General features: G+C 46.2%; 19 protein-coding genes. 13 read left to right on the top strand and 6 right to left on the bottom strand.

Features of this window, described 5'->3' with window-relative positions; all coding sequences use genetic code 11:
• The first annotated feature begins 4 nt into the window (after positions 1 to 4).
• From I6E49_RS00070 to lpdA, 6 genes are all read left to right on the top strand, one after another.
• Positions 5 to 1,009: a lipoate--protein ligase gene (locus tag I6E49_RS00070; protein ID WP_235399832.1), complete on the top strand. Its 1,005-nt coding sequence runs from the start codon at positions 5 to 7 to the stop codon at positions 1,007 to 1,009.
• A 24-nt stretch (positions 1,010 to 1,033) separates the two neighbouring features.
• Positions 1,034 to 2,122, top strand: a complete 1,089-nt coding sequence (gene gcvT, locus I6E49_RS00075) for a glycine cleavage system aminomethyltransferase GcvT (protein WP_235399833.1) — start codon at positions 1,034 to 1,036, stop codon at positions 2,120 to 2,122.
• 52 nt (positions 2,123 to 2,174) lie between these two features.
• Positions 2,175 to 2,555 (top strand): glycine cleavage system protein GcvH, encoded by a 381-nt coding sequence (gene gcvH / locus I6E49_RS00080; protein ID WP_235399834.1) that lies wholly within the window; start codon positions 2,175 to 2,177, stop codon positions 2,553 to 2,555.
• A gap of 153 nt (positions 2,556 to 2,708) precedes the next feature.
• Positions 2,709 to 4,037: an aminomethyl-transferring glycine dehydrogenase subunit GcvPA gene (gcvPA, locus tag I6E49_RS00085; protein ID WP_235399835.1), complete on the top strand. Its 1,329-nt coding sequence runs from the start codon at positions 2,709 to 2,711 to the stop codon at positions 4,035 to 4,037.
• A complete protein-coding gene (gene gcvPB / locus I6E49_RS00090) occupies positions 4,034 to 5,488 on the top strand; it encodes an aminomethyl-transferring glycine dehydrogenase subunit GcvPB (protein ID WP_235399836.1) in 1,455 nt (484 codons plus the stop codon). Before gcvPA ends, gcvPB begins: the two co-directional genes overlap by 4 nt.
• 21 nt (positions 5,489 to 5,509) lie before the next feature.
• A complete protein-coding gene (gene lpdA / locus I6E49_RS00095) occupies positions 5,510 to 6,874 on the top strand; it encodes a dihydrolipoyl dehydrogenase (protein ID WP_235399837.1) in 1,365 nt (454 codons plus the stop codon).
• A gap of 303 nt (positions 6,875 to 7,177) precedes the next feature.
• On the opposite strand, the gene hisC is transcribed toward lpdA, so the two are convergent.
• The 3 genes from hisC to hisG all read right to left on the bottom strand — a co-directional run bounded on the left by hisC (position 7,178) and on the right by hisG (position 10,430).
• A complete protein-coding gene (gene hisC, locus I6E49_RS00100) occupies positions 7,178 to 8,215 on the bottom strand; it encodes a histidinol-phosphate transaminase (RefSeq protein ID WP_235399838.1) in 1,038 nt (345 codons plus the stop codon).
• A gap of 4 nt (positions 8,216 to 8,219) precedes the next feature.
• Positions 8,220 to 9,512, bottom strand: coding sequence for a histidinol dehydrogenase (gene hisD / locus I6E49_RS00105; protein WP_235399839.1), 1,293 nt, complete (start codon positions 9,510 to 9,512; stop codon positions 8,220 to 8,222).
• Between the two features lie 66 nt (positions 9,513 to 9,578).
• Complete coding sequence (gene hisG / locus I6E49_RS00110) at positions 9,579 to 10,430, bottom strand: ATP phosphoribosyltransferase (protein ID WP_235399840.1); 852 nt, start codon at positions 10,428 to 10,430, stop codon at positions 9,579 to 9,581.
• Between the two features lie 107 nt (positions 10,431 to 10,537).
• Here hisG and I6E49_RS00115 point away from each other — a divergent pair, with 107 nt between their 5' ends.
• The 7 genes from I6E49_RS00115 to I6E49_RS00145 all read left to right on the top strand — a co-directional run bounded on the left by I6E49_RS00115 (position 10,538) and on the right by I6E49_RS00145 (position 17,984).
• Positions 10,538 to 11,731 carry a transglycosylase SLT domain-containing protein gene (locus I6E49_RS00115; RefSeq protein WP_235399841.1) on the top strand — a complete coding sequence of 398 codons (1,194 nt, stop codon included), beginning with the start codon at positions 10,538 to 10,540 and terminating at the stop codon, positions 11,729 to 11,731.
• A 114-nt stretch (positions 11,732 to 11,845) separates the two neighbouring features.
• Positions 11,846 to 12,667 (top strand): 3-methyl-2-oxobutanoate hydroxymethyltransferase, encoded by an 822-nt coding sequence (gene panB / locus I6E49_RS00120; protein ID WP_235399842.1) that lies wholly within the window; start codon positions 11,846 to 11,848, stop codon positions 12,665 to 12,667.
• Positions 12,667 to 13,863, top strand: a complete 1,197-nt coding sequence (locus tag I6E49_RS00125; protein WP_235399843.1) for an MFS transporter — start codon at positions 12,667 to 12,669, stop codon at positions 13,861 to 13,863. Before panB ends, I6E49_RS00125 begins: the two co-directional genes overlap by 1 nt.
• Positions 13,864 to 13,923: 60 nt before the next feature.
• Positions 13,924 to 14,256 carry a cupin domain-containing protein gene (locus I6E49_RS00130; RefSeq protein WP_235399844.1) on the top strand — a complete coding sequence of 111 codons (333 nt, stop codon included), beginning with the start codon at positions 13,924 to 13,926 and terminating at the stop codon, positions 14,254 to 14,256.
• Positions 14,257 to 14,293: 37 nt separating this feature from the next.
• On the top strand, positions 14,294 to 15,646 hold the full coding sequence (locus tag I6E49_RS00135; RefSeq protein WP_235399845.1) for an MATE family efflux transporter: 1,353 nt from the start codon (positions 14,294 to 14,296) through the stop codon (positions 15,644 to 15,646).
• A 197-nt stretch (positions 15,647 to 15,843) separates the two neighbouring features.
• Positions 15,844 to 16,134: an HU family DNA-binding protein gene (locus I6E49_RS00140; protein ID WP_235399846.1), complete on the top strand. Its 291-nt coding sequence runs from the start codon at positions 15,844 to 15,846 to the stop codon at positions 16,132 to 16,134.
• A 275-nt stretch (positions 16,135 to 16,409) separates the two neighbouring features.
• Complete coding sequence (locus I6E49_RS00145; protein WP_235399847.1) at positions 16,410 to 17,984, top strand: Rne/Rng family ribonuclease; 1,575 nt, start codon at positions 16,410 to 16,412, stop codon at positions 17,982 to 17,984.
• A 296-nt stretch (positions 17,985 to 18,280) separates the two neighbouring features.
• On the opposite strand, the gene I6E49_RS14520 is transcribed toward I6E49_RS00145, so the two are convergent.
• The 3 genes from I6E49_RS14520 to I6E49_RS00160 all read right to left on the bottom strand — a co-directional run bounded on the left by I6E49_RS14520 (position 18,281) and on the right by I6E49_RS00160 (position 25,400).
• The gene (locus tag I6E49_RS14520) at positions 18,281 to 22,564 is read right to left on the bottom strand and encodes a translocation/assembly module TamB domain-containing protein (RefSeq protein WP_235399848.1); all 4,284 of its coding nucleotides are present in this window, start codon (positions 22,562 to 22,564) and stop codon (positions 18,281 to 18,283) included.
• A gap of 285 nt (positions 22,565 to 22,849) precedes the next feature.
• A complete protein-coding gene (galK, locus tag I6E49_RS00155) occupies positions 22,850 to 24,010 on the bottom strand; it encodes a galactokinase (protein ID WP_235399849.1) in 1,161 nt (386 codons plus the stop codon).
• A gap of 88 nt (positions 24,011 to 24,098) precedes the next feature.
• Positions 24,099 to 25,400: an MFS transporter gene (locus tag I6E49_RS00160; RefSeq protein WP_235399850.1), complete on the bottom strand. Its 1,302-nt coding sequence runs from the start codon at positions 25,398 to 25,400 to the stop codon at positions 24,099 to 24,101.
• Between the last annotated feature and the right edge of the window lie 30 nt (positions 25,401 to 25,430).

Genomic DNA, 25,430 nt, shown 5'->3' on the forward strand with positions numbered 1-25,430 from the left:
ATATATGATATACGTAACTTTAAATAATACCAAACCTAAAAGAAGGCTCACCTTCTATCTTGCCATGGAAGAATACATTGCCCGACATCTCGAAAAGGGCGAGTATTTCTTCATGTGGCAGGTAGACCCGACGGTTATCTTCGGGCGCAACCAACTCATACAAAACGAGGTGAACATAGACTACTGTCGACAGCACAACATACAGACATATCGTCGGAAAAGCGGAGGAGGCTGCGTATATGCTGATATGACCAACATTATGTTCTCCTACATCACCCCCGACGAGAATGTAAGCCTCACATTCAGCAAATATATAAATATGGTGTCAGAAATGCTACGCAAACTCGGAATACCTGCCGAAACAAGCGGACGCAACGACATAATGATAGATGGACGCAAGGTGTCGGGCAACGCTTTCTATCACATACCCGGACGAAGCATAGTGCATGGCACAATGCTCTACGACACCAATATAGAGAATATGGTAGGCGCAATAACACCTTCGTGCGAGAAACTTGTGTCGAAAGGAATACAAAGCGTGCGCCAACACATCACACTCCTCAAGGACCACATAAGCCTTGACATCGAAGAGTTTAAAGACTTCACACGACGCAACCTATGCAATGGCGAAATCGTACTATATGACGACGCAATAGCCCAGATAGCACACATCGAAGAAGAATATCTCACCCCAGAATTCATCTACGGCAATAACCCAAGTTACAACATAATCCGTAGCGGACGTATAGAGGGCGTTGGCGACTTCGTGATAAGCATGGAGATGAAGAACGACGTGATAAAAGACATCGACATCAAGGGCGACTTCTTCCTGGTGGGCGACATCGGGCAACAGATTATAGCCAAACTGCAAGGTACAGCCTACACAGCAGATGCCATAAGCGCAGCCCTGCCACAGCAGCTTGACAACGTGATACTCAATCTGAAGAAGGACGACTTTGTCAGCCTTATAATGAAAAAAACACCAACTGACGTAAAGAAAAAACAATAAACCTTACAAAAATACTAATCTTTTATGGAAAAGAAAACGTGCCTTTATGACAAACATGTAGCTCTCGGAGCCTTGATGCAGCCCTTTGGCGGCTTCATCATGCCAATCCAGTATTCAAACATCGCCGACGAGCACTACGCTGTGCGCCGGCATTGTGGAGTGTTTGACGTCTCGCACATGGGCGAAGTGACCGTAAAGGGCCCTGATGCCGAACGATACGTCAACCACATCTTTACCAACGACGTGCGCGGAGCCGAACCAGGCAAGATTTTCTACGGAATGATGTGCTATGAAAATGGCGGAACAGTAGACGACCTGCTCGTATACAAGATGGCAGAGAACGACTTCTTCCTCGTTATCAATGCTGCCAACATCGACAAGGACGTAGCATGGATGGAAAGCCATCTGGAGGGATACGACGTAGAGTTCAAAAACTGCTCGGAAGACTACGGACAGCTTGCCGTGCAAGGCCCTGAGGCCGAGCAAGTGGTAGAGGAAGTATTGGGTCTGGCATGCAAGGAACTGATATTCTACACCACCAAGACCATCGACGTGGCTGGCGAGACAATCATCATCAGTCGTACAGGCTACACAGGCGAGGACGGATTTGAAATATACGCTTCGCACGCATACATCAACGAGCAATGGGACAAGCTCCTTGCATCGGGACGTTGCAAGCCTTGCGGACTCGGATGTCGCGACACATTGCGCTTTGAGGTAGGACTCCCGCTCTATGGCGACGAACTCTCTAACGAAATATCACCCGTTATGGCAGGATTAAGCATGTTCTGCAAGCTTGACAAACCCGAATTCATCGGCAAGGAGGCTCTTGTAGAGCAGAAGACCAACGGCGTGAGCAAGCGGGTGATAGGCATCGAACTCAGCGACCGTGCCATTCCACGCCATGGCTACAAAATTCTGCACGAAGGCGAAGAGGTCGGCGAGGTTACTACCGGCTATCACACTATTTCTACCGACAAGTCGGTATGTATGGCACTTGTAGATGCACGCTATGCCAAGCTTGGCACAGAGCTTGAGGTGCAAATCCGCAAAAAGACATTCCCTGGCGTAGTAGTGAAAAAGCGCTTCTACGACAAGCATTACAAGAAATAATAGATAATTAGTGAACTAATAACTTATAAATAACTAACAACTAATAACATTTATGGCAAAAGTAATTGAAGGACTCTACTATTCAGAGTCACACGAATATGTAAAGGTAGAAGGCGAATTCGCATATGTAGGCATCACAGATTATGCCCAGAACGCACTCGGCAACGTCGTGTATGTTGACCTTCCCGAAGTAGACGACGAAGTAGAGGCTGACGAGGATTTCGGCGCAGTAGAGAGCGTAAAGGCTGCAAGCGACCTTATCTCACCTGTATCTGGTACTGTAGTTGAGGTGAACGAAGCTCTCGAAGACAAGCCTGAATTGCTCAATGAAGATCCGTTCGAAAACTGGATTATCAAGGTTCAGCTCTCTGATACAGCCGAGCTCGACAACCTTATGGATGCACAGGGCTACGAGGATTTCTGCAAAGCATAAAGAAGTCTGATTTTAAGGAAACAATAATATAGGAAGTCGGGAATTAGGAGAATAGCTAAGCATTTTTCAATCACAATGTTTCAGCCTCCTGATTCCCTGCTTATGATTTATTGGATTTCCGAATATTCAATTACTAAAATCCCCAATCAAACTATGAACTTCAAGTATTTTCCACATACCGAGGAAGAAATAAAGCAGATGCTTGCAAAGGCGGGAATGGAGTCGCTGGACGATCTCTACTCTGACGTGCCCGAACAGATACGTTTCAAGGGAGAGTATGACTTGCCCGAACCCTTGAGCGAAGCAGGCATACGTACATTCTTCGAGAAAATCGGCAACAAAAACCAGCGTCTCACAGTATTTGCCGGAGCAGGATGCTACGACCATTACACTCCGGCTATAGTGCCCAACATCATCTCACGCTCTGAATTTCTCACGAGCTACACCCCTTATCAGGCAGAAATTTCGCAGGGAACACTCCATTATATCTTCGAATATCAGAGTATGATGGCCGAATTGACCGGTATGGACATCTCCAACGCGTCAATGTACGACGGTTCTACCGCTACTGCCGAAGCTGCAATCATGGCTATGGCTTCGACAAAGAAGACTGATACCGTGCTTGTTTCGACCACAGTAGACCCAAAAATCGTAAATGTTGTGAAAACTTACGCCCATTTCCACGGATTTAACGTAGAAATGATTGCCCAAAACGAGGGTGTTACCGACAAGGCACAGATGAGCGAGCGTCTTGACAAAGGTGGCGTGGCAGGCGTAATCGTACAGCAGCCCAACTATTACGGCATCGTGGAAGACTATGCCGGATATGCCGATTCGTGCCACACCAACAAGGCCCTGTTCGTTATCAACAGCGTAGCTGCCGACCTCGCCCTGCTCAAGACTCCAGGCGAATGGGGAGCCGACATTGCAGTAGGCGACGGACAGTCGCTTGGCATTCCTATGGCATTCGGAGGACCGTCTGTTGGCTATATGTGCTGCACCGAGAAGCTTATGCGCAAGATGCCGGGACGCATCGTAGGACAGAGTCTCGACAACCGCGGACAGCGAGTTTTCGTGCTCACTCTCCAGGCACGCGAACAGCACATACGTCGCCAGAAGGCTACTTCAAACATCTGCTCTAACGAGTCGCTCATGGCCCTGTTTGTCACCATATACATGTCGGTAATGGGCAAGGAAGGGCTCAAGGAGGCTGCACAGCTGTCGTACGACGGAGCACACTATCTGCACGACCAACTGATAGCTACAGGCAAGTTTGAGGACAAATACACACAGGGCTTCTTCAACGAGTTCTGTGTACGCTATAAGGGCAATGTCGACAGCCTGCAGAAACGCTTCATCGAATACGGAATCTTGGGCGGAATAAAGGTTGATGAGGACACACTTATGTTTGCCGTAACAGAGAAACGTACAAAGCAAGAAATTGACAAACTCGTAAATATTGTAAAGGAGGAAACGCTATGAACAACCGTCTTTATGGAAATCTGATTTTTGAATTGTCGCATCCCGGCAGACGCGGTTATTCACTACCAAACAACGAGTTTGGACATTATGAATTGCCTGAAGCAATGCGACGCAACGAAGACGCACAATTGCCTGAGTGCGATGAGCTTACCGTAATTCGTCACTACACCAATCTTAGTGCTAACAACTTCGGTGTCAACAACGGATTCTATCCGCTGGGCAGCTGCACAATGAAGTACAACCCCATCATCAATGAAGAGGTGGCTGCCATGCCTCAGTTTGCCGCATTGCACCCACTCCAGTCCGAACAGACATGCCAGGGAGCATTGCAGGTGTACTACGAGATGCAGAAAAGTCTGGCTGCCATCACCGGACTCTCAGAATTCACTCTGAACCCGTTTGCCGGTGCTCATGGCGAGCTTACCGGACTCATGATCATACGTGCCTACCACCAGAGCCGTGGCGACATGAAGCGAACAAAGGTGATTGTGCCTGACTCGGCTCACGGCACCAACCCTGCTTCGGCTGCTGTATGCGGACTGGAGATTGTTGAGGTGAAATCTACAGCCGATGGCGTTGTAGATACCGAAGACCTGCGCGGTCTGCTTGACGACACCGTAGCTGCAATGATGATGACCAATCCTAATACTCTCGGACTTTTCGAGTGCAAGATACCAGAAATTCAGCAGCTCGTACACGAATGTGGCGGACTGATGTATTACGATGGAGCCAATCTCAATCCGATGCTCGGCGTATGTCGCCCGGGCGATATGGGATTCGACGTGATGCACATAAATCTGCACAAGACTTTCTCGACACCTCATGGAGGTGGCGGACCTGGTTCGGGTCCGGTAGGCGTGCGCAAGGGACTGGAGCAGTTCCTGCCCGTGCCTAAGGTGGCTAAGGATGGTGACACATACAAGATTGTAGGTTGCGACGAGGGCAATATACACGTGGGCGAATTCTTCGGCAACTTTGCCGTAATGATGCGTGCTTATGCCTATATCCTCTCGCTCGGCAAGGAGCACATACGCATGGTAGGACCACTCGCAACTCTCAATGCCAACTATGTCAAGGAGTCGCTCAAGGACGTTTATGCACTACCTATCCCCACCGTTTGCAAACACGAGTTTGTATTTGACGGACTCAAGGACAAGTCGACAGGTGTGACAACTATGGACGTGGCAAAGCGCCTGCTCGACTACGGCTACCACGCTCCCACAATCTATTTCCCGCTGCTCTTCCACGAGGCAATGATGATAGAACCTACCGAGAGCGAAAGCAAGGAAACTATCGACGCATTTATCGAAGTGCTGCGACTTATTGCCGACGAAGCCAAGAACAATCCTGAGGAAGTGAAGACGGCTCCACACAATACTCCTGTAGGACGTGTTGACGACGTTCTGGCAGCCAAGCACCCTATACTCACTTGGAAACAGATGAATCAATAGCATTCGTACACAACAATATATATGATACATTCGGATATAATTATCATAGGCTCTGGACCGGGCGGCTATCGTGCCGCCCATCATGCTGCCCTGCACGGGCTCTCGGTCACAATAATTGAGAAATCGGAGGCTGGCGGCACCTGTCTCAACCGTGGTTGCATACCTACCAAGACGCTCTGTCGCAACGCTGAAATAGTAGATATATTGCGTCATGCAGATACCTTCGGCCTTAATGGCGAAGGCTATGCTCTCAACTTCGGCAGAGTGATGCAACGCAAACTGGAGGTTGTAAACCAACTGCGTAGCGGTGTGGAGACGCTCATGCAGACACCCGGCATAACATTTGTGCGAGGTGCAGCCTCGTTTGCCGATGCTCACACAGTTGTAGTTGGCGACGAGCAATACACAGCCGATAACATAATAATAGCCACTGGCAGCGACTCTAAATGCCCACCCATCGAGGGTACTACACTACCGGGAGTTGTCACCTCTACCGAGCTTCTCGACATCGACCACCTGCCCAAACGCCTATGCATAATAGGTGCAGGAGTCATAGGTATGGAATTCGCTTCTGTGTTCAGCAGTTTTGGCAGCAACGTCACGGTGATAGAATTCCTTAAGGAATGTCTGCCTGTTCTTGACTCTGACATAGCCAAGCGTCTGCGCCAGACCATAGGCAAGCGTGGTGTCGAATTCTACATGCAGTCGGCTGTCAAGTGTATAACTCAAACTGAGGGTGAGGAAGGTGCCAAACAACTGACAGTCAACTTCGAAAAGAAGGGCAAACCTGTCAGCATTGATGCCGACGTAGTGCTCATAGCCACAGGTCGTAAGCCGTGCACGGAGGGTCTAGCTTTGGAGAATGCCGGCATAGAATACTCTCCAAAGGGTATCGTTGTCGATGACAACTTCCAAACCAACGTCAGCGGCGTATACGCTATTGGCGATGTAAACGGACGCTGTTTGCTGGCACATGCTGCCACTTTCCAGGGCCTGCACGTGGTAAATAGCATACTCAACCGCCCCAACGACATTCAGTTCGACATCATGCCTTCTGCCATATTCACCAATCCTGAAGCAGCAAGCGTAGGCTTGAGCGAAGACCAGCTGAAGGCCTCACAGCATCCATACGAGTGTCGTAAGGGCTTCTACCGCTCCAACGGCAAGGCGCTCGCCATGAACGAAACTGACGGAATGATAAAACTGCTCATCGACACAGCCGAAAATCAGCGTATCATAGGATGCCACGCCTTTGGCGCACACTCGGCAGATATGGTTCAGGAGATTTCTGCCTTGATGAACAGCGGCACTACATTGCCACAACTTGCCAATATCATACACATCCACCCCACTCTTTCTGAGATTCTACACGATATGGCTTTGTAATAATAAACTATACAAATATTCAAGTAGGAGGTAAATACTAATTATTGGTATTTACCTCCTACTTGAATATACTTAACCTCAGTACTTACGACAAGTACTGTAGTAATCCTATTAAAGTACTGTAGTAAAACCAACGAAGATACTATAGCATCAATAGAAAGTAAGGAATAAAACGTAACAAAACAAAAACTCGTTGCACACCTACAATAGGAGAATATACAACGAGTTTTTTGTAATTACAAATAAATTTTAGCTTTATCTTTACATTTTCATACGGAACATATGTTTCTATCTATATGTTCTTTATGAATATTGTCTCAATGCAGCCAGCAATTCATTATTCTCCTTCTTCGACCCTACCGTTATACGCAGACAGTTATGGCAAAGCTGCACATTGTTGCGATTGCGCACTACGATGCCACGGTCGATGAGGTAAGTGTAGATGTTGGGAGCATCGCTCACCTTGGCGAGGAAGAAATTGGCATCGGTAGGATAAACCTTCTCGCAGATGGGCAGCTGGCTGAACGCCACTACCATTCGCTCACGCTCCACAACGATTGTACGCACCCACTTCTCTACCTCAAAAGCATCCGAAAGACGCTGCAGGGCAAAATTCTGAGTCAGTTCGTTGACATTGTACGGATACTTCACCTTGTTGAACAGCCCGATAATCTCCTTGCTGGCAAACGCCATACCGAGTCGTATGGCTGCACTTCCCCAAGCCTTGCTCATAGTGTTAAGCACAATCATATTAGGGAATTCGGCCAAACGGGTACGCCAGGCACGAGCCTTGGTGAAATCTGAGTAAGCCTCGTCAATTACAACAATGCCCTCAAAGGCCGTAAGAATCTTTTCTATCTCGATAGAGTTAATGAGATTTCCCGTAGGATTGTTGGGCGAGCAAATCCATATAACTTTTGTGCGGTCGTCGCAGGCAGAAAGCATGGTATCGGCAGAGATCTGAAAATGCTCGTCGAGCAACACTTTGCGATACTCCACATCGTTGACATCGGCACAAACCTTATACATGCCATAGGTAGGTTCTATGGCCACCACGTTGTCGATACCAGGCCGACAGAAGCATCGGTAAACAAGGTCGATAGTCTCATCGCTACCGTTGCCCAAGCACATATTATCGGGCGCAATACCCTTGATGCGTTCCAGTTTCTCCTTCACCTTCATCTGCAAAGGGTCAGGATAACGATTGAAGGGCGAGTTGTAAGGACTCTCGTTGGCATCGAGAAAAACATGGGCATCCCTACCCTTGAATTCATCACGGGCGCAACTGTAAGGTGCCAGACTCCAAATGTTGGGTCTGACAAGTTCGCTAAGAGTTTTCATATTTTTAATGAATAGAGTTCAATTTGGTCATGCGCACACTCATGGCGTTACGATGAGCGTCAAGATGTTCGGCGGCAGCCATCACCTCCACGGCTCTACCTATAGAACTGATGCCCTCGGCTGTGAGGTGCTGGAACGTAACCTTACGCATGAAGCTGTCGAGATTGACGCCATTGTATGCCGTAGCATAGCCGTGTGTGGGCAGGGTGTGATTGGTACCGCTGGCATAATCGCCGGCACTCTCGCAAGCATACTCTCCGAGGAAGACGCTGCCAGCATTCACCACCTTGTCAGCCAAGTGCTCATAGTCGGCAGTTGCAATGATGAGGTGTTCGGGGGCATAAACATTGCTTAGGGTGATGGCCTCATCTGTATCTCGCACAAGCACAGCTTTGCTGTTCTGGAGCGTCTGCACAGCTATTTCGCGGCGTGGAAACTTGGCCAGCTGCATTTCTATCTGCTGCTGCACAGCGACTATTTTCTCCTCAGATGTACTGATAAGCAATACCTGCGAATCGATGCCATGTTCTGCCTGCGAGAGAAGGTCGGCAGCCACAAACTCGGCATTGCTCGCTGCATCGGCAATTACGCATACCTCTGAAGGACCAGCGGGCATATCGATTGCTACCTCATGCAACGACACATGCTGTTTGGCTGCCATGACATACTGGTTGCCTGGGCCAAAAATCTTGTACACCTTTGGCACCGACTGCGTACCGTATGCCATTGCACCAATAGCCTGCACACCGCCTATCTTGAACACCTTGTCTACACCCACCACATTGGCGGCTGCCAGAATCGCAGGGTTCACCTTGCCGTCAGTCATAGGAGGCGTGCAGAGTACAATCTCGCTACAACCGGCTATCTTGGCGGGTGTGGCAAGCATCAACACCGTAGAGAAGAGCGGAGCCGTGCCACCCGGTATGTACAATCCTACGCGCTCTATAGGCAACTGCTTTTGCCAGCACACGACTCCAGGCGATGTCTCCACCTTGCAAGCCGTCATCGACTGAGCCTTATGAAACTTGTAAATATTGTCGTGGGCAAGTTTTATGGCATCAAGCAATTCGCTGTCAATGACAGCCATTGCCTCTGCCTTTTCCTCCTCGTTTACCAGCAGTTCACCCAGCATGGCATGATCGAACTTGGCCTCATACTCTATTGCTGCCTCGTCGCCTCTGAGGCGCACATCGTCGAGAATGCCAGCTACGGCACTATTGAGACTCGAAACGTCCAAGTGCGGACGCTGGCAGATTTCTGCCCATTCCAATCGTTCGGGATATTTATATAGCTTCATATTCAATATACGTCAATTATATACGTCGATTATTTTTTTAGATAGATTCTATCAGTCTGGATTCCTCTAGAGAATCATTTTCTCGATAGGCGTAACAAGTATGCCCTGCGCTCCCAAATCCTTAAGTTTGGCTATAATTGACCAGAAGCGCTTCTCGTCGAGAACGGTATGTACAGAACACCACCCTTCTTCGGCTAGAGGAATTACTGTAGGACTCTTGATGCCAGGCAACACCTTGATTATTTCAGGTACGCTCGCCCTTGGCGCATTCATCATCACATACTTCTTGTCCTGTGCCGAACGTACTGCCGAGAAGCGGAAGAGCATTTCGTTGAGTATCTGATGCTTCTCGTCGTCAAGATTCCAGTTGCCTACAAGCAACGCTTCGCTATGGGTGACGATTTCTACCTCACGCAGATTGTTGCTCACCAGCGTGCTACCAGAACTTACAATGTCGAATATGCCATCGGCAAGACCAATACCTGGGCTAATCTCCACGCTGCCCGTAATTACATGTATATCAGCGTTTATTCCGTTTTGGCGCAAGTATTTACTTAAGATGTTAGGATAAGAAGTTGCTATGCGCTTGCCGTTGAACCATTGAGGTCCAGTGTAGTTCACCTCCTTGGAAATGGCGAGCGACAGACGACACTTGCTGAATCCAAGACGTGACAATATCTGAACATTCTCGCCACGCTCCTGATACTCATTCTCTCCTACTATGCCTATGTCGGCAACGCCCGAAGCTACGCTCTGTGGAATGTCGTCGTCACGCAGAAACAGAACCTCAAGAGGAAAGTTGGATGCTTGTACTAAAAGTGTGCGCTTGCTTGTGCTTACCTTAATATCGGCCTCTGCAAGCAAATTCATGGTATCGTCAAACAGACGACCCTTAGATTGGACTGCAATTCTTAACATACTCTGAAAAATTAGATTTCTTACCTTAAAGTGTCGCAAAAGTAACCTATTTTTAGGTATTATGCAAGAATTATTGTACTTTTGTAAGCAAAATAGACGTATATTCTATGCAATTACAATATTTATACATTATTTTGGTCGCAATATGCATTTGCGGATGCAGCGAGAAAAAGAACAAGGAAATGACCCCTTGGGGCGAACCGATTGATGCCGACACTAATGCCATCAGTACCAATCTCTCTATGGACGACATGATGCAGAACGGCGAACTGATAATGCTGACGATGAGCGGTCCTGACACTTATTTCGAATATCACGGACGTGGCATGGGTACTCAGTTTCTGCTGTGCGAGAAGTTTGCCCAGCACTTAGGCGTATCGCTCAGAGTTGAGGTGTGCAAGAGTACCGATGAAATGCTCAGACGACTTAAGGACGGTGAAGCCGACCTCATCGCCTGCCAGATGCCAAAGGCTACAAAAGGTACTATCCCATGCGGATATGCTGTAGATTCGCTGAAGACTTCGTGGCTGACCGGCAAGGATTCGAAGGAATTGGCAGACTCAATCAATCGCTGGTACACACCCAAACTGATAGCACAAATACAGAACGAAGAGCGACTGCGATACTCCACACAGAGCGTACATCGACACACTTACGCTCCTATGCTCAACGCCAAGTCTGGTATAATATCGCAATACGACCATCTCTTCATCAAGTATTCGCCAATAGCACGATGGGATTGGCGACTGCTCGCAGCGCAATGCTATCAAGAGTCGTGCTTCGACCCAAAGGCTTACTCGTGGGCTGGAGCTTGCGGACTGATGCAGATAATGCCTTCTACTGCAGCCGAGCTTGGATTACCGACATCAAAGATTTACGACCCCGAGGAAAATATCTATGCGTCAACACGTTATATAAATAAATTAAACTCTTGCTTCCAAGATGTAAGAGATCCCTTGGAGCGCCAGTCATTTGTACTCGGCAGCTACAACGGTGGGGCGTTTCATATACGCGACGCAATGGCATTGACAAGGAAATACGGCAAAAACCAATATAAATGGTCTGACGTGGCAGAGTTTGTTCTGAAACTCAGCACTCCACAATATTATAATGACCCAGTGGTGAAACACGGATATATGCGCGGACACGAAACCGTGACGTATGTAGCACGCATTCATGACAGATGGCGCCAGTATCGTGGTGCTGTCAGAGGAAACGGAGCAACTAAATTCTTGCCCGGAATCACACCTGGCGGCGACATTCCACACAAAGCAGCAAGAAAACACAGGTTTAAATTGTAGTATTTGAAGCGCAAAAGAAGGTCTGCCGAATTTAATATCGGATAACCTTTGCCCGATTAACAAAAAAAATGTAATTTTGTAAATCGTTTAAAACAAATTATACAAAAAAATAACATGTCTGAATATTTAAGCACAAGCAAGAAGAAGATTACAGCCCCACTGTTTTTTGATATGAAACGCAACGGCGAGAAGATAAGCTGGCTCACCGCTTACGACTATACTTCAGCATCAATAGTTGACGCTGGCGGAGTAGACGCTATACTTGTAGGCGACTCGGCTTCTAACGTTATGGACGGCAATATGACAACGCTGCCCATCACGGTAGACGAAATGATCTATCACGCACGCTCAGTGGCTCGCGCTGTAAGCCACGCTCTCGTAATATGCGACATGCCTTTCGGCAGCTATCAGGTTTCGGAAGAAGACGGTCTGCGCAACGCTATACGCATAATGAAGGAGACCGGTGTAGATGCCGTTAAGATAGAAGGCGGAGCCGAGATTGCCCCGATGATAAAGCGAATGGTTGATGCAGGAATACCCGTGAGCGGACATCTCGGACTCACACCTCAGAGTGTACATAAATTCGGCGGATACGGACTGCGCGCCAAGGATGAAGCCGAGGCAGAGAAACTGATGTCTGACGCCAAAGCTTTGGACGAAGCCGGATGCTTCTGTATCGTACTTGAGAAGGTCCCGGCTGCACTTGCACAGAAGGTGACCGAAAGCGTAAGCTGTGCCACCATAGGCATAGGTGCAGGCAACAACTGCGACGGACAGGTGCTTGTGTACACCGATATGTTAGGCATGGACCCAAACTTCAAGCCAAAGTTTGTAAGAAAATACGCCGATTTGTACAATGTCATGACTACTGCCATCGCCCAGTACGTCAGCGATGTCAAGTCGACCGACTTCCCTAACGAAACTGAATCATATTAATGGACAATACGTACACGCCGACATACCACAAAATGTGGAATCGCGACTTCTCGCTCCTGATAATAGCCGAGTTGCTGCTATGTGTAGCCTGCTATATGACAATACCATTCTTGCCATGCAGGCTATACTGGAACAACTATGTAGATGCAGAATGGGCATGTCTGACAATGGCGGCTTTTGTCGCTGGCATTGTAATCTCCGGATTCTTCGGCAGCTGGCTCATACAACGCTACCGTCGCAACAAGGTTTTTCTTGTATCGACATTCTGTCTAAGCGCTACAATACTCGCTATGTCTACATTTGACGTATCTGTCAACAAACGGATTGACACCACGCAGATAGCATGGCTGATGGCGGCGTGCATTTGGGGAGGCTTTGTGTTTGGTCACGCCAAACGCGTTCTCTCGTGTACATTATTGATAGATAAGACAGAGTCGTGCCACCGCACCGAAGCTAATTATGCAGCTATATGGATATCGCGTCTGGCTGTGGCGGCAGGCCCTATAGCTGCCATACTTATACGCCAAGAGACGCAAGGTACAGTATATTACGCCATCGGAGCCGCTACAGCCCTTGTGGCGGCAATATTGGTAATGATGGTGAAATTTCCATTCCGTGCCCCTGAAGAAGGTACTCACATTATTTCAATCGACCGCTTCTTCCTGCCACAAGGCTGGAACGTTGCTATTGTCATAACACTTATGGGTGCATCACTCGGAATAGTGATGGCCACACATATGAACATCGAATTTCTTTCGTCAATTGCCGTAGGATTCGTAATAGCTATAATACTGCTAAAATATAAGGCTGTACGCACTGGCAAATTTACGTCTGCCGTGGGCAATGCCTGCATTCTCGTGGCTATAGGAGCAATGGCAATACATAACGGAATGCTCGATGACACGCTAAAACCAATGGTATTGGGCTTGGGATACGGAATGACTTGCTCCGAACAGCTATACAAGCTGCTCGACCACAGCAGCCACTGCCAGCGAAGCACCGTAGAAAGTACATACTTCATGGCAAGCGACGGAGGACTGTTTGTAGGTATAGCCATAGGATGGGCTGGCGAGTATGGACTGGGAAGCCAAGCCGCTTACGGTGCTCATCTGGCACTCATGCTGTTTGTTGTGGCCACTTTGATGTGCTGTGTCAACGCCATTGTCAAAAAAGGTCATAAGGACTATCATGCATAATACTAAGCGCCAAACTACAGACGGCGCACTAAAACACATAATAAAAAAGGAGGATATATTATGATTATCAATTTCAAGGAGATTGAAGCCAAGCACGTTGATGGCTTCAAAGGTGGTAAAGGCGACTTCGTAACCAAGCTTGCTGACGACGGAAAGGTGAAGATTATGCTCAATACGCTGCCGGCAGGAAGTTCAATAGGCATACATACACACAACGGCAACTGCGAGGTGATGTACATATTAAAAGGTGAAATAACTTTTATATACGACGATAAGGAAGAGACGGCATATGCAGGCGACGTACACTACTGTCCATGCAACCACACACACACAGCCGAAAACCGTACCAACGAAGACGCAGAGTTCTTTGCTATTGTACCCGAAACGAAGTAGATGCCAACCTGGTACAAACAAGGATAAATCGCAGAAGATGGCTAAATCCAATGAAATAGATATGCTTCACGGACCGCTGTTCCTGAAGATTCTGATGTTCTCACTACCGCTTGCCGCAAGCAGCGTGCTGCAGCAAATCTTCAACTCGGTGGACGTGGCTGTAGTCGGACACTTTGCCAGCAAGCAGGCACTGGCTGCCGTAGGAAGTAACGGTCCGGTAATAAGCCTGCTTATCAATCTTTTTCTTGGCGTGTCTATGGGAGCCAATGTGATTATATCCAACCACATCGGTCAAAACGATACCGACAGCATACAGAAATCAATAAGGACTATTGAGATGGTGTCAGTTGTGAGCGGACTCATACTAATGGTCATTGGAATAGCTGCAGCAAAGCCCATTTTGACACTTATGGGTACTCCTGACGACGTACTTCCAATGGCCATCAAATACCTGCAGATTTATTTTCTTAGTATCCCTTTCTTTCTCGTTTTCAACTTCGGAGCAGCAATACTACGCAGTATGGGCGACACACGACGTCCCTTATATATTCTTGTTGTAGCGGGAGTTGCCAACGCCATACTCAACCTTTTCTTTGTCATTGTACTGAAAATGGGGGTTGAAGGAGTGGCCATAGCTACTGGTATTGCCAATGCAATAAGCGCTATGCTCATTATACATCTGCTGCAAAACGAAAAGGAACCATATAGAATACATATTAGAGACGCTAAGATATATTGGAGCGAACTGAAGAGGATGCTTATCATTGGCATACCAGCCGGACTGCAAGGCATGGTGTTCTCCATATCAAATGTTCTGCTTCAGTCGGCAATAAACAGTCACGGTGCCGATGCAATAGCTGGCTCGGCAGCAGCGTTGAACTTTGAATACTACTGCTATTTTGTGATATGCGCATTCAATGGTGCCGCAATAACATTCATCGGACAGAATTATGGAGCAGGAAATACAGAGCGCGTAAAACGCATATTCTGGATATGTATGGGCATGAGCATTGTGTGTTGCGGGGGGTTGAACGGTCTGTTCACCTGGCAGCACAAATTCTTCCTGTCATTCTTCTCAAGCGATCCTACAGTACAGGCTTATGGCAAAATACGTATGGAGACGGTGCTCGCATTCCAGTTCATAGCCTGCAGCTATGAAATATCAGCCTCTGCCCTGCGAGGTATGGGCAAGTCGATGCAGCCGACAATACTGACTGTTTTCGGCACCTGTCTGCTGCGCATTATATGGGTGTACGCAGTATGTCCCGTATGGACTGGTTTCGGCACAATAATGCTTGTCTATCCCGTATCATGGATAGCTACCGGAATGATGGTGAGCATAGCGTTTTATCTTACGGCAAGAAAACATATGTCGACACGTACAGCCTAAAATCACCCTCCAACAACTACCCTATTTAGTTAATGATATGAAAACAAATGAGTTCGGACTATGAATAAAGCGTCTGAACTCAAAAAAAAGTAGGCAATATATTTTCATATCACACGAAAAACTCGTATCTTTGCACGTCCTTAGAGTAAAGTAAAGGGCTAATTTTATACGTAAAATATAAAAACATATACATTCAAATGACTAAAGCAGATATCATTAACAAAATTGCCGAAAGCACAGGATTACAAAAGAAGGACGTTTCGGTTGTCGTAGAAAGTTTCATGGAGAATATCAAGGACAGCTTGTTGTCAAACAAGGAAAATGTTTACCTGCGTGGATTTGGAAGTTTTATCATTAAGCATCGCGCTGCCAAAACAGCTCGCAATATCTTGAAAAAGACTACAATGAAAATAGGAGCACACGACCAGCCGAGCTTCAAGCCTGCAAAGTGCTTTGTAGAGGAGATGAAGAACGCAACAATGGAATAAGAGAAAACATAAAAAACATTATTCAGTAATATATTAACAATAAAAAATTAAAGTTATGCCAAACGGAAAGAAAAAAAAGGGACACAAGATGGCTACTCACAAGCGTAAAAAAAGATTACGTAAGAACAGACATAAGAGCAAGTAAGCAAGCCTGCCCATAAAGGGTAAGTTCCAAAAAACAATGGGGGCGCGTCAATCACAATGCATACGCAGTGGCTTTGGCGCGCCCCCAATCTTTTAAAGTAAAGTCACCTAAATAATAAACTAAAAGAGAAATGACTAGCGAAGTTGTAATTGACGTTCAACAGAAAGAGATTTCCATAGCCCTGCTTGAAGACAAGCGACTTGTGGAATATCAGACAGAACCACGCTCTGCCTCTTTCTCTGTTGGCAACATCTATATTGCAAAAGTAAAGAAACTTATGCCCGGATTGAACGCCAGTTTCGTGGACGTAGGTTACGAACGTGACGCTTTTCTCCATTATCTTGATTTAGGCAATCAATTCAACTCTTACGAGAAGTATCTCAAGCAAGTACAGAGCGACCGCAAGAAACTCTATCCTTTCGCTAAAGCCACTCGCCTACCCGACCTTAAGAAAGAAGGAAGCGTGCAAAACACATTGAAGGTTGGCGAGGAAGTACTGGTGCAAATCGTAAAAGAACCGATTTCTACCAAAGGTCCACGACTTACTGGCGAACTAAGTTTCGCAGGACGCTATCTCGTACTTATGCCTTTCGGCGACAAGGTTTCTGTATCATCAAAAATCAAAAGCGGCGAAGAACGCGCACGACTGAAACAACTCATCAACAGCATCAAACCAAAGAATTGCGGAGTAATTGTACGCACTGTTGCTGAGGGAAAACGTGTCGCTGAACTTGACGCAGAAATGAAGATTCTCACCAAGCGATGGGAAGACGCACTCATAAAAGTGCAGAAAACACAGAAGCGCCCACAACTGATATTCGAAGAGACAGGACGTGCCGTAGCAATGCTACGCGACTTATTCAACCCCACATACGAAAACATATACGTCAATGACGAGGATGTTTTTCATGAAGTAAAACACTATGTATCACTCATCGCCCCAGAGAAAGCAGGCATAGTGAAATTATATACTGGTACGGTTCCTATCTTCGACAATTTTAATGTTACCAAACAGATTAAGTCAAGCTTTGGTAAAACCGTTAATTATAAGCATGGTGCGTATCTGATTATAGAACATACAGAAGCCCTTCACGTAGTCGACGTAAACAGCGGCAACCGATCACACTCGGACAACGGACAAGAAGCCAATGCCCTTGATGTTAACCTTGGCGCTGCCGACGAATTGGCAAGACAGTTACGATTGCGCGACATGGGAGGTATCATTGTTGTCGACTTCATCGACATGAACCTTGCGGAAGACCGTCAACTTCTCTACGAACGCATGTGCAAGAACATGCAGAAGGACAGAGCCCGACACAACATTCTGCCATTAAGCAAGTTCGGCTTAATGCAGATTACACGCCAGCGTGTACGTCCGGCAATGGACGTAAATGTTGAGGAGGTATGCCCTACATGCTTCGGCAAGGGAAAGATAAAGCCGAGCATTATCTTTACAGATCAGCTTGAGAGTAAGATTGACAGACTTGTCAAGAAGATTGGAGTTAAGACTTTCTACCTGCACGTTCATCCCTATGTAGCGGCTTACATCAACAAAGGCGTATGGTCGCTCAAGAGAAAATGGCAGTTGAAATATGGTCTTGGCGTTCATATCGTTCCTTCACAGAAACTGGCTTTCCTGCAGTACGAATTCTACGACAGCAAGCGACAGTTCATTGATATGAAGGAAGAGATTGAAACCAAATAATTCCATCATCATTAATACCAAATACAATAAAGCCCTGGCTCTATTACGAGAACCAGGGCTTTATTGTTATGGTCATTCATGTTTTGTTTCTTAATTATGTATTACAATAAGCTTGATGCACGCTTCCAGTACCGTTTTCAGTACCGCCTAACTGGTACTGGAGTTTCATATAGGTGGTACTGGAGTTTCACTTGACTGGTACTGGAGTGTTACTTATGTGATACTGACAAATAACTTATATGCATAAATCAGGCATCCCAATTGATGTGATTTTTGCATTCACCATTAGTTCTCCGTCACTTTGCTTCCTTTGCCTTATTACGCTTTCTCCAGAAGAACAAGTCGGAGATACGCTTGAAGTCTTTCTTCATGATAATACCCAAACCTTGAGTATTAAGACTGTTGCGTGTGAAGTAACGGTCGTTGGTCTTGTTGTAGACGTTGATGGCAAGATTACCGTTGGGGAATAGCAAATACTTGATGTCAAAGTCGCCTATAAAGCTGGTTGTAGCATTATCATTGTCGCGATAACCGAACTGCCCGTTGATAAGCAGACGATTGTTAAGCAAACGACCCGACAGCAGTCCTTCGTACTCCGCATTGTTGAAACCCTCAGTTCCGGTAGAGATATTAGCGCCGAAATTCCAGTTGTTGTTGTTTATCACGTTGCTAAGTACGGTATTTATCTGCTGGCTTATAGTACCGCTCAAGAAACTCTGCATCGCAAGTGATGTCTGGCTATACTGAGGCGTACTTCCATCGGCATTGTTATTGTTTTGAGCATAGAAACGTCCGACTGCAAGCAGATACAGCACCTGTTGCTTTTTCTCTTCCTCTGCATTGAGCAGACTATATACCATTTGCTTTACATCATTACTCAGCGATGGCATATCGAGGTCAAAGTCGACTTTGGGAGCGTATGGACTGCCCGTTATGTTCATCACACAGTTGACACGTACATTATTGTTGGTGAACGAGCGGCCGATATTGAGGTCGGCAAGACTCACACTATTCAATACGTACTGTGCCTTAAGGTCGAGTACGGCATTGTAAGGGTCGCCACCAAACGTTATGGTACCGCCCTTGACAAAATCGAAGTCTTTCTTCAGAATATTCTGAATAGTCAATTTATACACTCCATGGTCGACAGTATAATTGCCAAACATCTGGAAAGCACCCTTGTTAAAGTACGATGCCCTGAGCATTCCGTCGCCATTGAGCGTAATATAGTCACCAGTCTGCAGGTCCATCAGCAACTTCAAGGTTACATCCGGATTGCAATTGATTAGGAAGTTAAGGCGGATATTTGTAGAAATATCATCCGTTTCGGCTTCCTTTTCGTCTCTTGCCACATACGAAGAGTCAGAGGCAGCATTGCCATTCTTGGTCCACTTGATGAAGTCATTCGAACCGATAGACCCTTGGTCGCTAACATTATACACCAGCATGCTGTTCTTCTCTGGCGTGCCATCAACATCTATTACAACTTCGCCACTCCTACCCTTAATGCTACAATCGCCTGTAAAATAAGCTGTACCATAGAAGGTATTGTCACCAAATGTCTTAGTGTCGTAAGCCAGAAGATTACGTGTCTTTATGTTAAGGTCGTACGACAAGTTGGTGAGATGTTGATGGTGAAGGCTTCCGGTCAGTATGCCTGTATTGCCATTATGATCGTATATTGTATTGCCATTGAATATTATCTCGTCGGGAATGAAAGTCACCGAGTCGCCACGCAGCCAGTATGTAGTGTTGAGAGCTGTCATGCGCATAGAGCCGTTTACAGCAGCTTTTCCTACAAGGTTGATGTTGTTCAGTGGTCCTACTACGTTCACCTTACCATTTATATCGGCATCTACGTTATCCATAAACGAGCCACAGAAGCTTTCCATAAACTCGGCACGTGTTCGATGTGCATCAATGCCAAGGTCGATGTAGTTGTGCTTAGGCGACACATAGCCATTTATGTCAGTATGACGACCGTCTTCGTCCTGTGCCACAGCGTCGATATTGATGTTACCTTCGTCGAAGTCGTAGTCAACATTGGCAAAGAGCGTACCCATTCGTCCTGATTCAAACTTAAAGTCGCTGACCCTAAGGTTGGCTGCCAGTTGCGGTTTGCCACTGAATACTCCTGCCACACGGGCATTGCCCGAAGCCATACCAAAGAAGTCGACCGAATGGAAGTTGACAAGATTAAGGACATAGCTCACATCTATATCGTTGAGCGTTACAAGCAACGAGTCTTCGTAGTTGTTAGTCGCAGTTCCATCTATGGCAAGCATCTGGTTGCCATGGCTTATCGAGAAGCCGTTCACCTCAAGATGGTTCTTGCTATACACTATTGTGGATGGAGCCACGTGCCAGGTAGTGTCGCCTATCGTAGCACGTGAAGGCAGGACATCTACATAAGCAGTTGACACACCATCAATGTTCTTGGCGAAAACAGTACTGGCATTTATAACGCCCTTGAGAGGGTGACGTTCATTATTGCCGAAACTCAACGACGTATTCAGATGATTGTCTGAAGCCCCTGCACTAAGTTGCAATGACATATACTTGCCCTTGTCAGCAAGTTTCTTTATACGTATGTCGGCCTTAAGAGTATCGTTAGGCGACTCAATGTTCACAAAAGCATCGCTAAAACGGTTGCCATCGTATGCAAACGATGGTACGTCACACCACAAGTCTATCTTCTCGTGTTTGTCATTAAGCTCACCGCTGATATTAAGCGGGCTGTAAATCTCGAGCGGAATACCGAGCAGATACTTCATCCAATCCGTATTTGAAATGGAAGCGTTAATAGTGAAATCGTTAACTTCCTTTTGTGGTTGACGCGTTAGTCCAGGAATAGTAGGCAACTTAGCAGCCACCATATTCAATACACTACGGGCAATAGTATTGTAATTGAAGTGTCCATTGATATTAACCTGTCCAAAGTCGCTATTGAGATTGAGAAAGTGATTGTCGCCATCAAATCCTGTCCTTACAGTTACGTTTCGCAATCCATACTCGGTTTTTGGCGAAAGCATTGAAAAATCACGAATCTCTACTGTACCGTCTGCATCGTTGACGCTGCTGCCATTTATATCGCATGAAATATTGGCAGCAAAAGCCGTCGACTGCCACTTTTGTGTTAGATGCAATGAATTGGGAGCAAAACGACCTACTGATACATTTGCCTTAAGCAATGGTGTCTCGCTTGCAATATTCAATTGCCCGGAAGCTGAAATCTGTGCATTAGGATCGTCAATCTCCACCCTTCCCTCTACAACCTTGAAGCGATAGGATGCATCAAGATTGATGTCGCGGTATTTGTATCCGTTATAGTCAAAGTTATAAACACGACCTATGGCAGACATATTATCCTCCGACTGACCATGTATGTTTATGTTAGCTGAGAGATGGCCGAGTTTGTTGTCATCTGCCAGCTTTCCAACATTAAAATCGACTGTTTCTATATGCCCTGTGATACTATTCTTACACTTATCCACAGCTGCTCTTATGTTGCCGAGCGAAGTAGACACACGGACATTGGCAGCCAACTTATTGTGCTCGCCTCCTATATAACCGGTCAAGCTGACATCTCCTATACGCGATATTATGGCAGGAACATCCTTGCCAATTGCAGTAGACACAACTGAAGCTATGGCAGCATGATTGGCGCTGAACTGGTGAACATCAGCAAACCAAGCAGCATCGGCAGGATAATTCTTTATGCCACCGTCAGCCAGCAGATGGAAATCATCATCGTTGGTACCAAGTTCCAGACGCGTCACATTGAGCGATGACCCGGTACCATAAAAATCAGCAGCAAGTGTCATGCACTGCTTAATATCTGACAATTTCGGCACAAAGCCAGCGAAATCAGCAAAACTGATGCTTGGCGCTTCAATACTGCCTTTGAATTGTATAGTAGGCATCTCTATCTTGCCATTCTTCTGACTGAAAGAGCATGTTATATTCTCTGATTGAACAAGTGTTGCTGGCAGCTCAAGTCGGAAATTGCTGACGCTTGCTCCAGTAGGACCGTATACGGCATGCAGTGAGAGCGACTTCATCCTAAATCCACATCGTTCGTCAAAAGCTATGCGCTTCACTTTAACGTTGAGCGAGTCGTCGGTGATGCGGTTTACTATAATATGAGCGCTTATATTGCGAGCATTAATATTCTCGGGCGAGAACTTACGTGAATTGTTGACATGCGAAAGCACACGATAGCGCATAGCACCATTGCGAATGATAAGAGAATTGATTTGCAGGTCAAGCGGTGTCTTCTGTTTTGTCGAGTCCTTAGAAGCAAGCGAATCCACTACAAACTGGAAATTAGGCTTTGATGCAGGTGTCGTTTTATAAAGATTTGCCTGGAGTCCGAAGAACTGTGCTGACGTTACATCAATCTGCCCCTTAGCAAGTGCCAAGAGATTTATCTTCACCGATATTCGCGATACACGCAGCATCTGCTTGCCTTGTTGGTCCTGCATCTCGGAATCATCAATAATAAGGCGGTTGATGAAACCGAGATCTACCCGACCTACACTTACATGAGTGTCGAATTTCTCGCATAGAACATTAGCCACACATTCTCCTATATACGTCTGTACAACGGGTATGTGCAGCAAAACAATGACAGAAGTGTAGAGACCTATTAAGGTCCATATAGTTATATTTATTATGCGTTTGAACACGTGAAAATCCTATGGTTTGTTCTTAGTCAAATATATTTACAAAATTACAGAAAATCATTGGATTTGACAAATAAATGATTTGAAAACAAACAATAGAAAAATCCCTCTGTTTGTCATCAGACAATCAGAGGGATAAATATAGGTTAATCATTATGGCTGTATCGACCTCTTACTTGATTAGCAAACCTTGTGTGAACCGTCGCTGATAACAACGTCAATCACCTTAGGCTCCTTGCCGTACTTGGCAGAGTACTTAGCCTTGGCATCAGCGATGAACTTATCGTAAAGTTCCTCCTTAACGAGGTTGATGGTGCAGCCACCAAAGCCACCACCCATGATACGGCTACCAGTAACTCCATTTTCCTTGGCAATGTCGTTGAGGAAGTCGAGCTCCTCGCAAGAAACTTCATACTCCTTGCTCAGACCCTCATGAGTCTCATACATCTTCTTGCCTACAGTCTCGTAGTCGCCAGCGTTGAGTGCGTCACAAACAGCAAGTACACGGTCTTTCTCGCCAAGCACAAAGTGAGCACGCTTGTAGTCTTCCTCGCCTACTTCAGCCTTAACCTCCTCAAGCTGCTCCCATGTGCAGTCGCGCAGAGTGTCAAATTTAGCTTCAGGATGCTTTGCAGCGATGTGCTTTACAACATTCTCGCAGCTGTTGCGACGGTCGTTGTAAGGAGAGCCGGCAAGTTCGTGCTTAACACAAGAATTGAGCAATACGAGCTTATAGCCTACAGGACGGAATGGGAAGTATTCAAACTCACGGCTGTTGCAGTCGAGACGCATGAGGCAACCCTCTTTTCCGAATACACTTGCAAACTGGTCCATGATACCACAGTTAACGCCACAATAGTTGTGCTCTGTAGCCTGACCTGCAAGCGCCATATCCCACTTGCTCACCTTATTGTCACCAAACAAGTCGTTCAAAGCAAATGCAAAGCAGCTCTCAAGAGCAGCCGATGAAGACATACCGGCCCCAAGGGGAACATCACCGGCAAATGCAGTATTAAAACCCTTAACGTCAACACCCAACTTGCGCATTTCCTGCACAACACCATAAATATAACGTGCCCAGCTTGCGCGCGGTCCCTGAGGATCGTCAACCTTGAACTCTACGCGGTCCTTAAGGTCGATAGAGTAACACATAATTGTGTTTGTACCATTCGGACGAAGTTCTGCCATAATACCCTTGTCCACTGCACCAGGGAATACAAATCCGCCATTATAGTCAGTGTGCTCACCAATGAGGTTTATACGACCTGGTGACTGATAAATATTTCCAGTCTTACCGTCAAAATGCTTGATAAAGCGGCTTCTTACAAATTCGATATCCATAATAAATTGTGTTTTTAGTTAATATTGAGATTAAAATATTGGGCTTGCCGTCAAGACTGAAACCTTGAAATGCAAGCCCATATAATTATTATTCTACAGGAATGTCTGTATTAACGTTCTTTGAGCCCCAAAGTGCGAAATAGAAGATATATGCTGCACTAAGCAATACAACGATGAAGCTGGTGATGTAACTGTGAGTAAAGTCAACAACCTTAGCCTGAACACCGATCATTACAGCAAAACCTACAACCATCATCATGAATGCGCCAGAAGCCTTTGCTGTGTACTTGCCAAGACCCTCTGTTGCAAGGTTGAAGATACCACCCCACATTACTGAAGCACACAAACCGATGAGCAGGAAAGCGAAGATACCAGCCGGAACCTCACCCCATACAAAGCTCATAGTTGTATAGTCAATACCAGGACATCTAACTGTCATAGATGTAGGAAGAACCATACCCACAGCAACAAGAACCATAGCTACAAAGCTTACAGTAGCAATCATTGCCTTTGGCGATACCTTACCACCAATTACGCCACCAACGAAACGGCCGATGAGCATAAAGATAAAGTAAACAGCAGCAAGAGTACCGCAATAACCAGCATCCATACCCATACCTGGGTTAACAGCATCCTTTGCAGATGTAAGATATCCAAGTATATAAGTAGGAGGGCCTACCTCTACTGCACCATAAACAGCAATAGCAAGCATTCCCAACTTGAAGTGACGGAATGAATAGCAGCTATACTTGTCGTTCACATCCTTTACAGTATTGCTTGAAGCATGCTGAGGCTCCTGAATCTTGGTGAAGAAGATTACAACAAGAGCAAAGATGAAGATGGCAAGAGCGATGAAAAGTGCAGGAGCAGCATCGGCAACCTTAGCCTTCGATGCGTCGCCGATAAGGCTACCCATAAGCATGTATACACATACAGCAGCTGCTGAGTTGAATACACCACCAATCTGGATAAGCTGGTTACCTGTACTACCACCACCACCGAGAAGGTTAAGCATCGGGTTTACTACTGTATTAAGCATACACATGCAAAGACCCGAGATGAAAGCACCGATAAGGTAAACAACGAAGCCCATTGAACCGCTGACCCACTGGATAAGCAGACCGATAACACCTACTACGAGAGCAGCAAGTGCTGTCTTCTTATAACCAATCTTGTCGATAAGCATACCTGCAGGAACACCCATAAGAAGGTAAGCGCCAAAGTTGCCATAGTTGCCAACCTGTGCCAAGCTCTCAGGCACCTGGAAAGCATTTTTCAATATGATGGCCATTGGTGAACAGAGGTTTGTCACAAAGGCAATCATTGCAAAGAGAAATATCATTGCAAAAATAGCAATAATACTGCCTTGTTTTTTTTTGGAATTTTCCATTGTTTTGTTTGTTGTTTTAGTTATGTTATG

It is taken from the genome of Leyella stercorea (assembly GCF_021531655.1).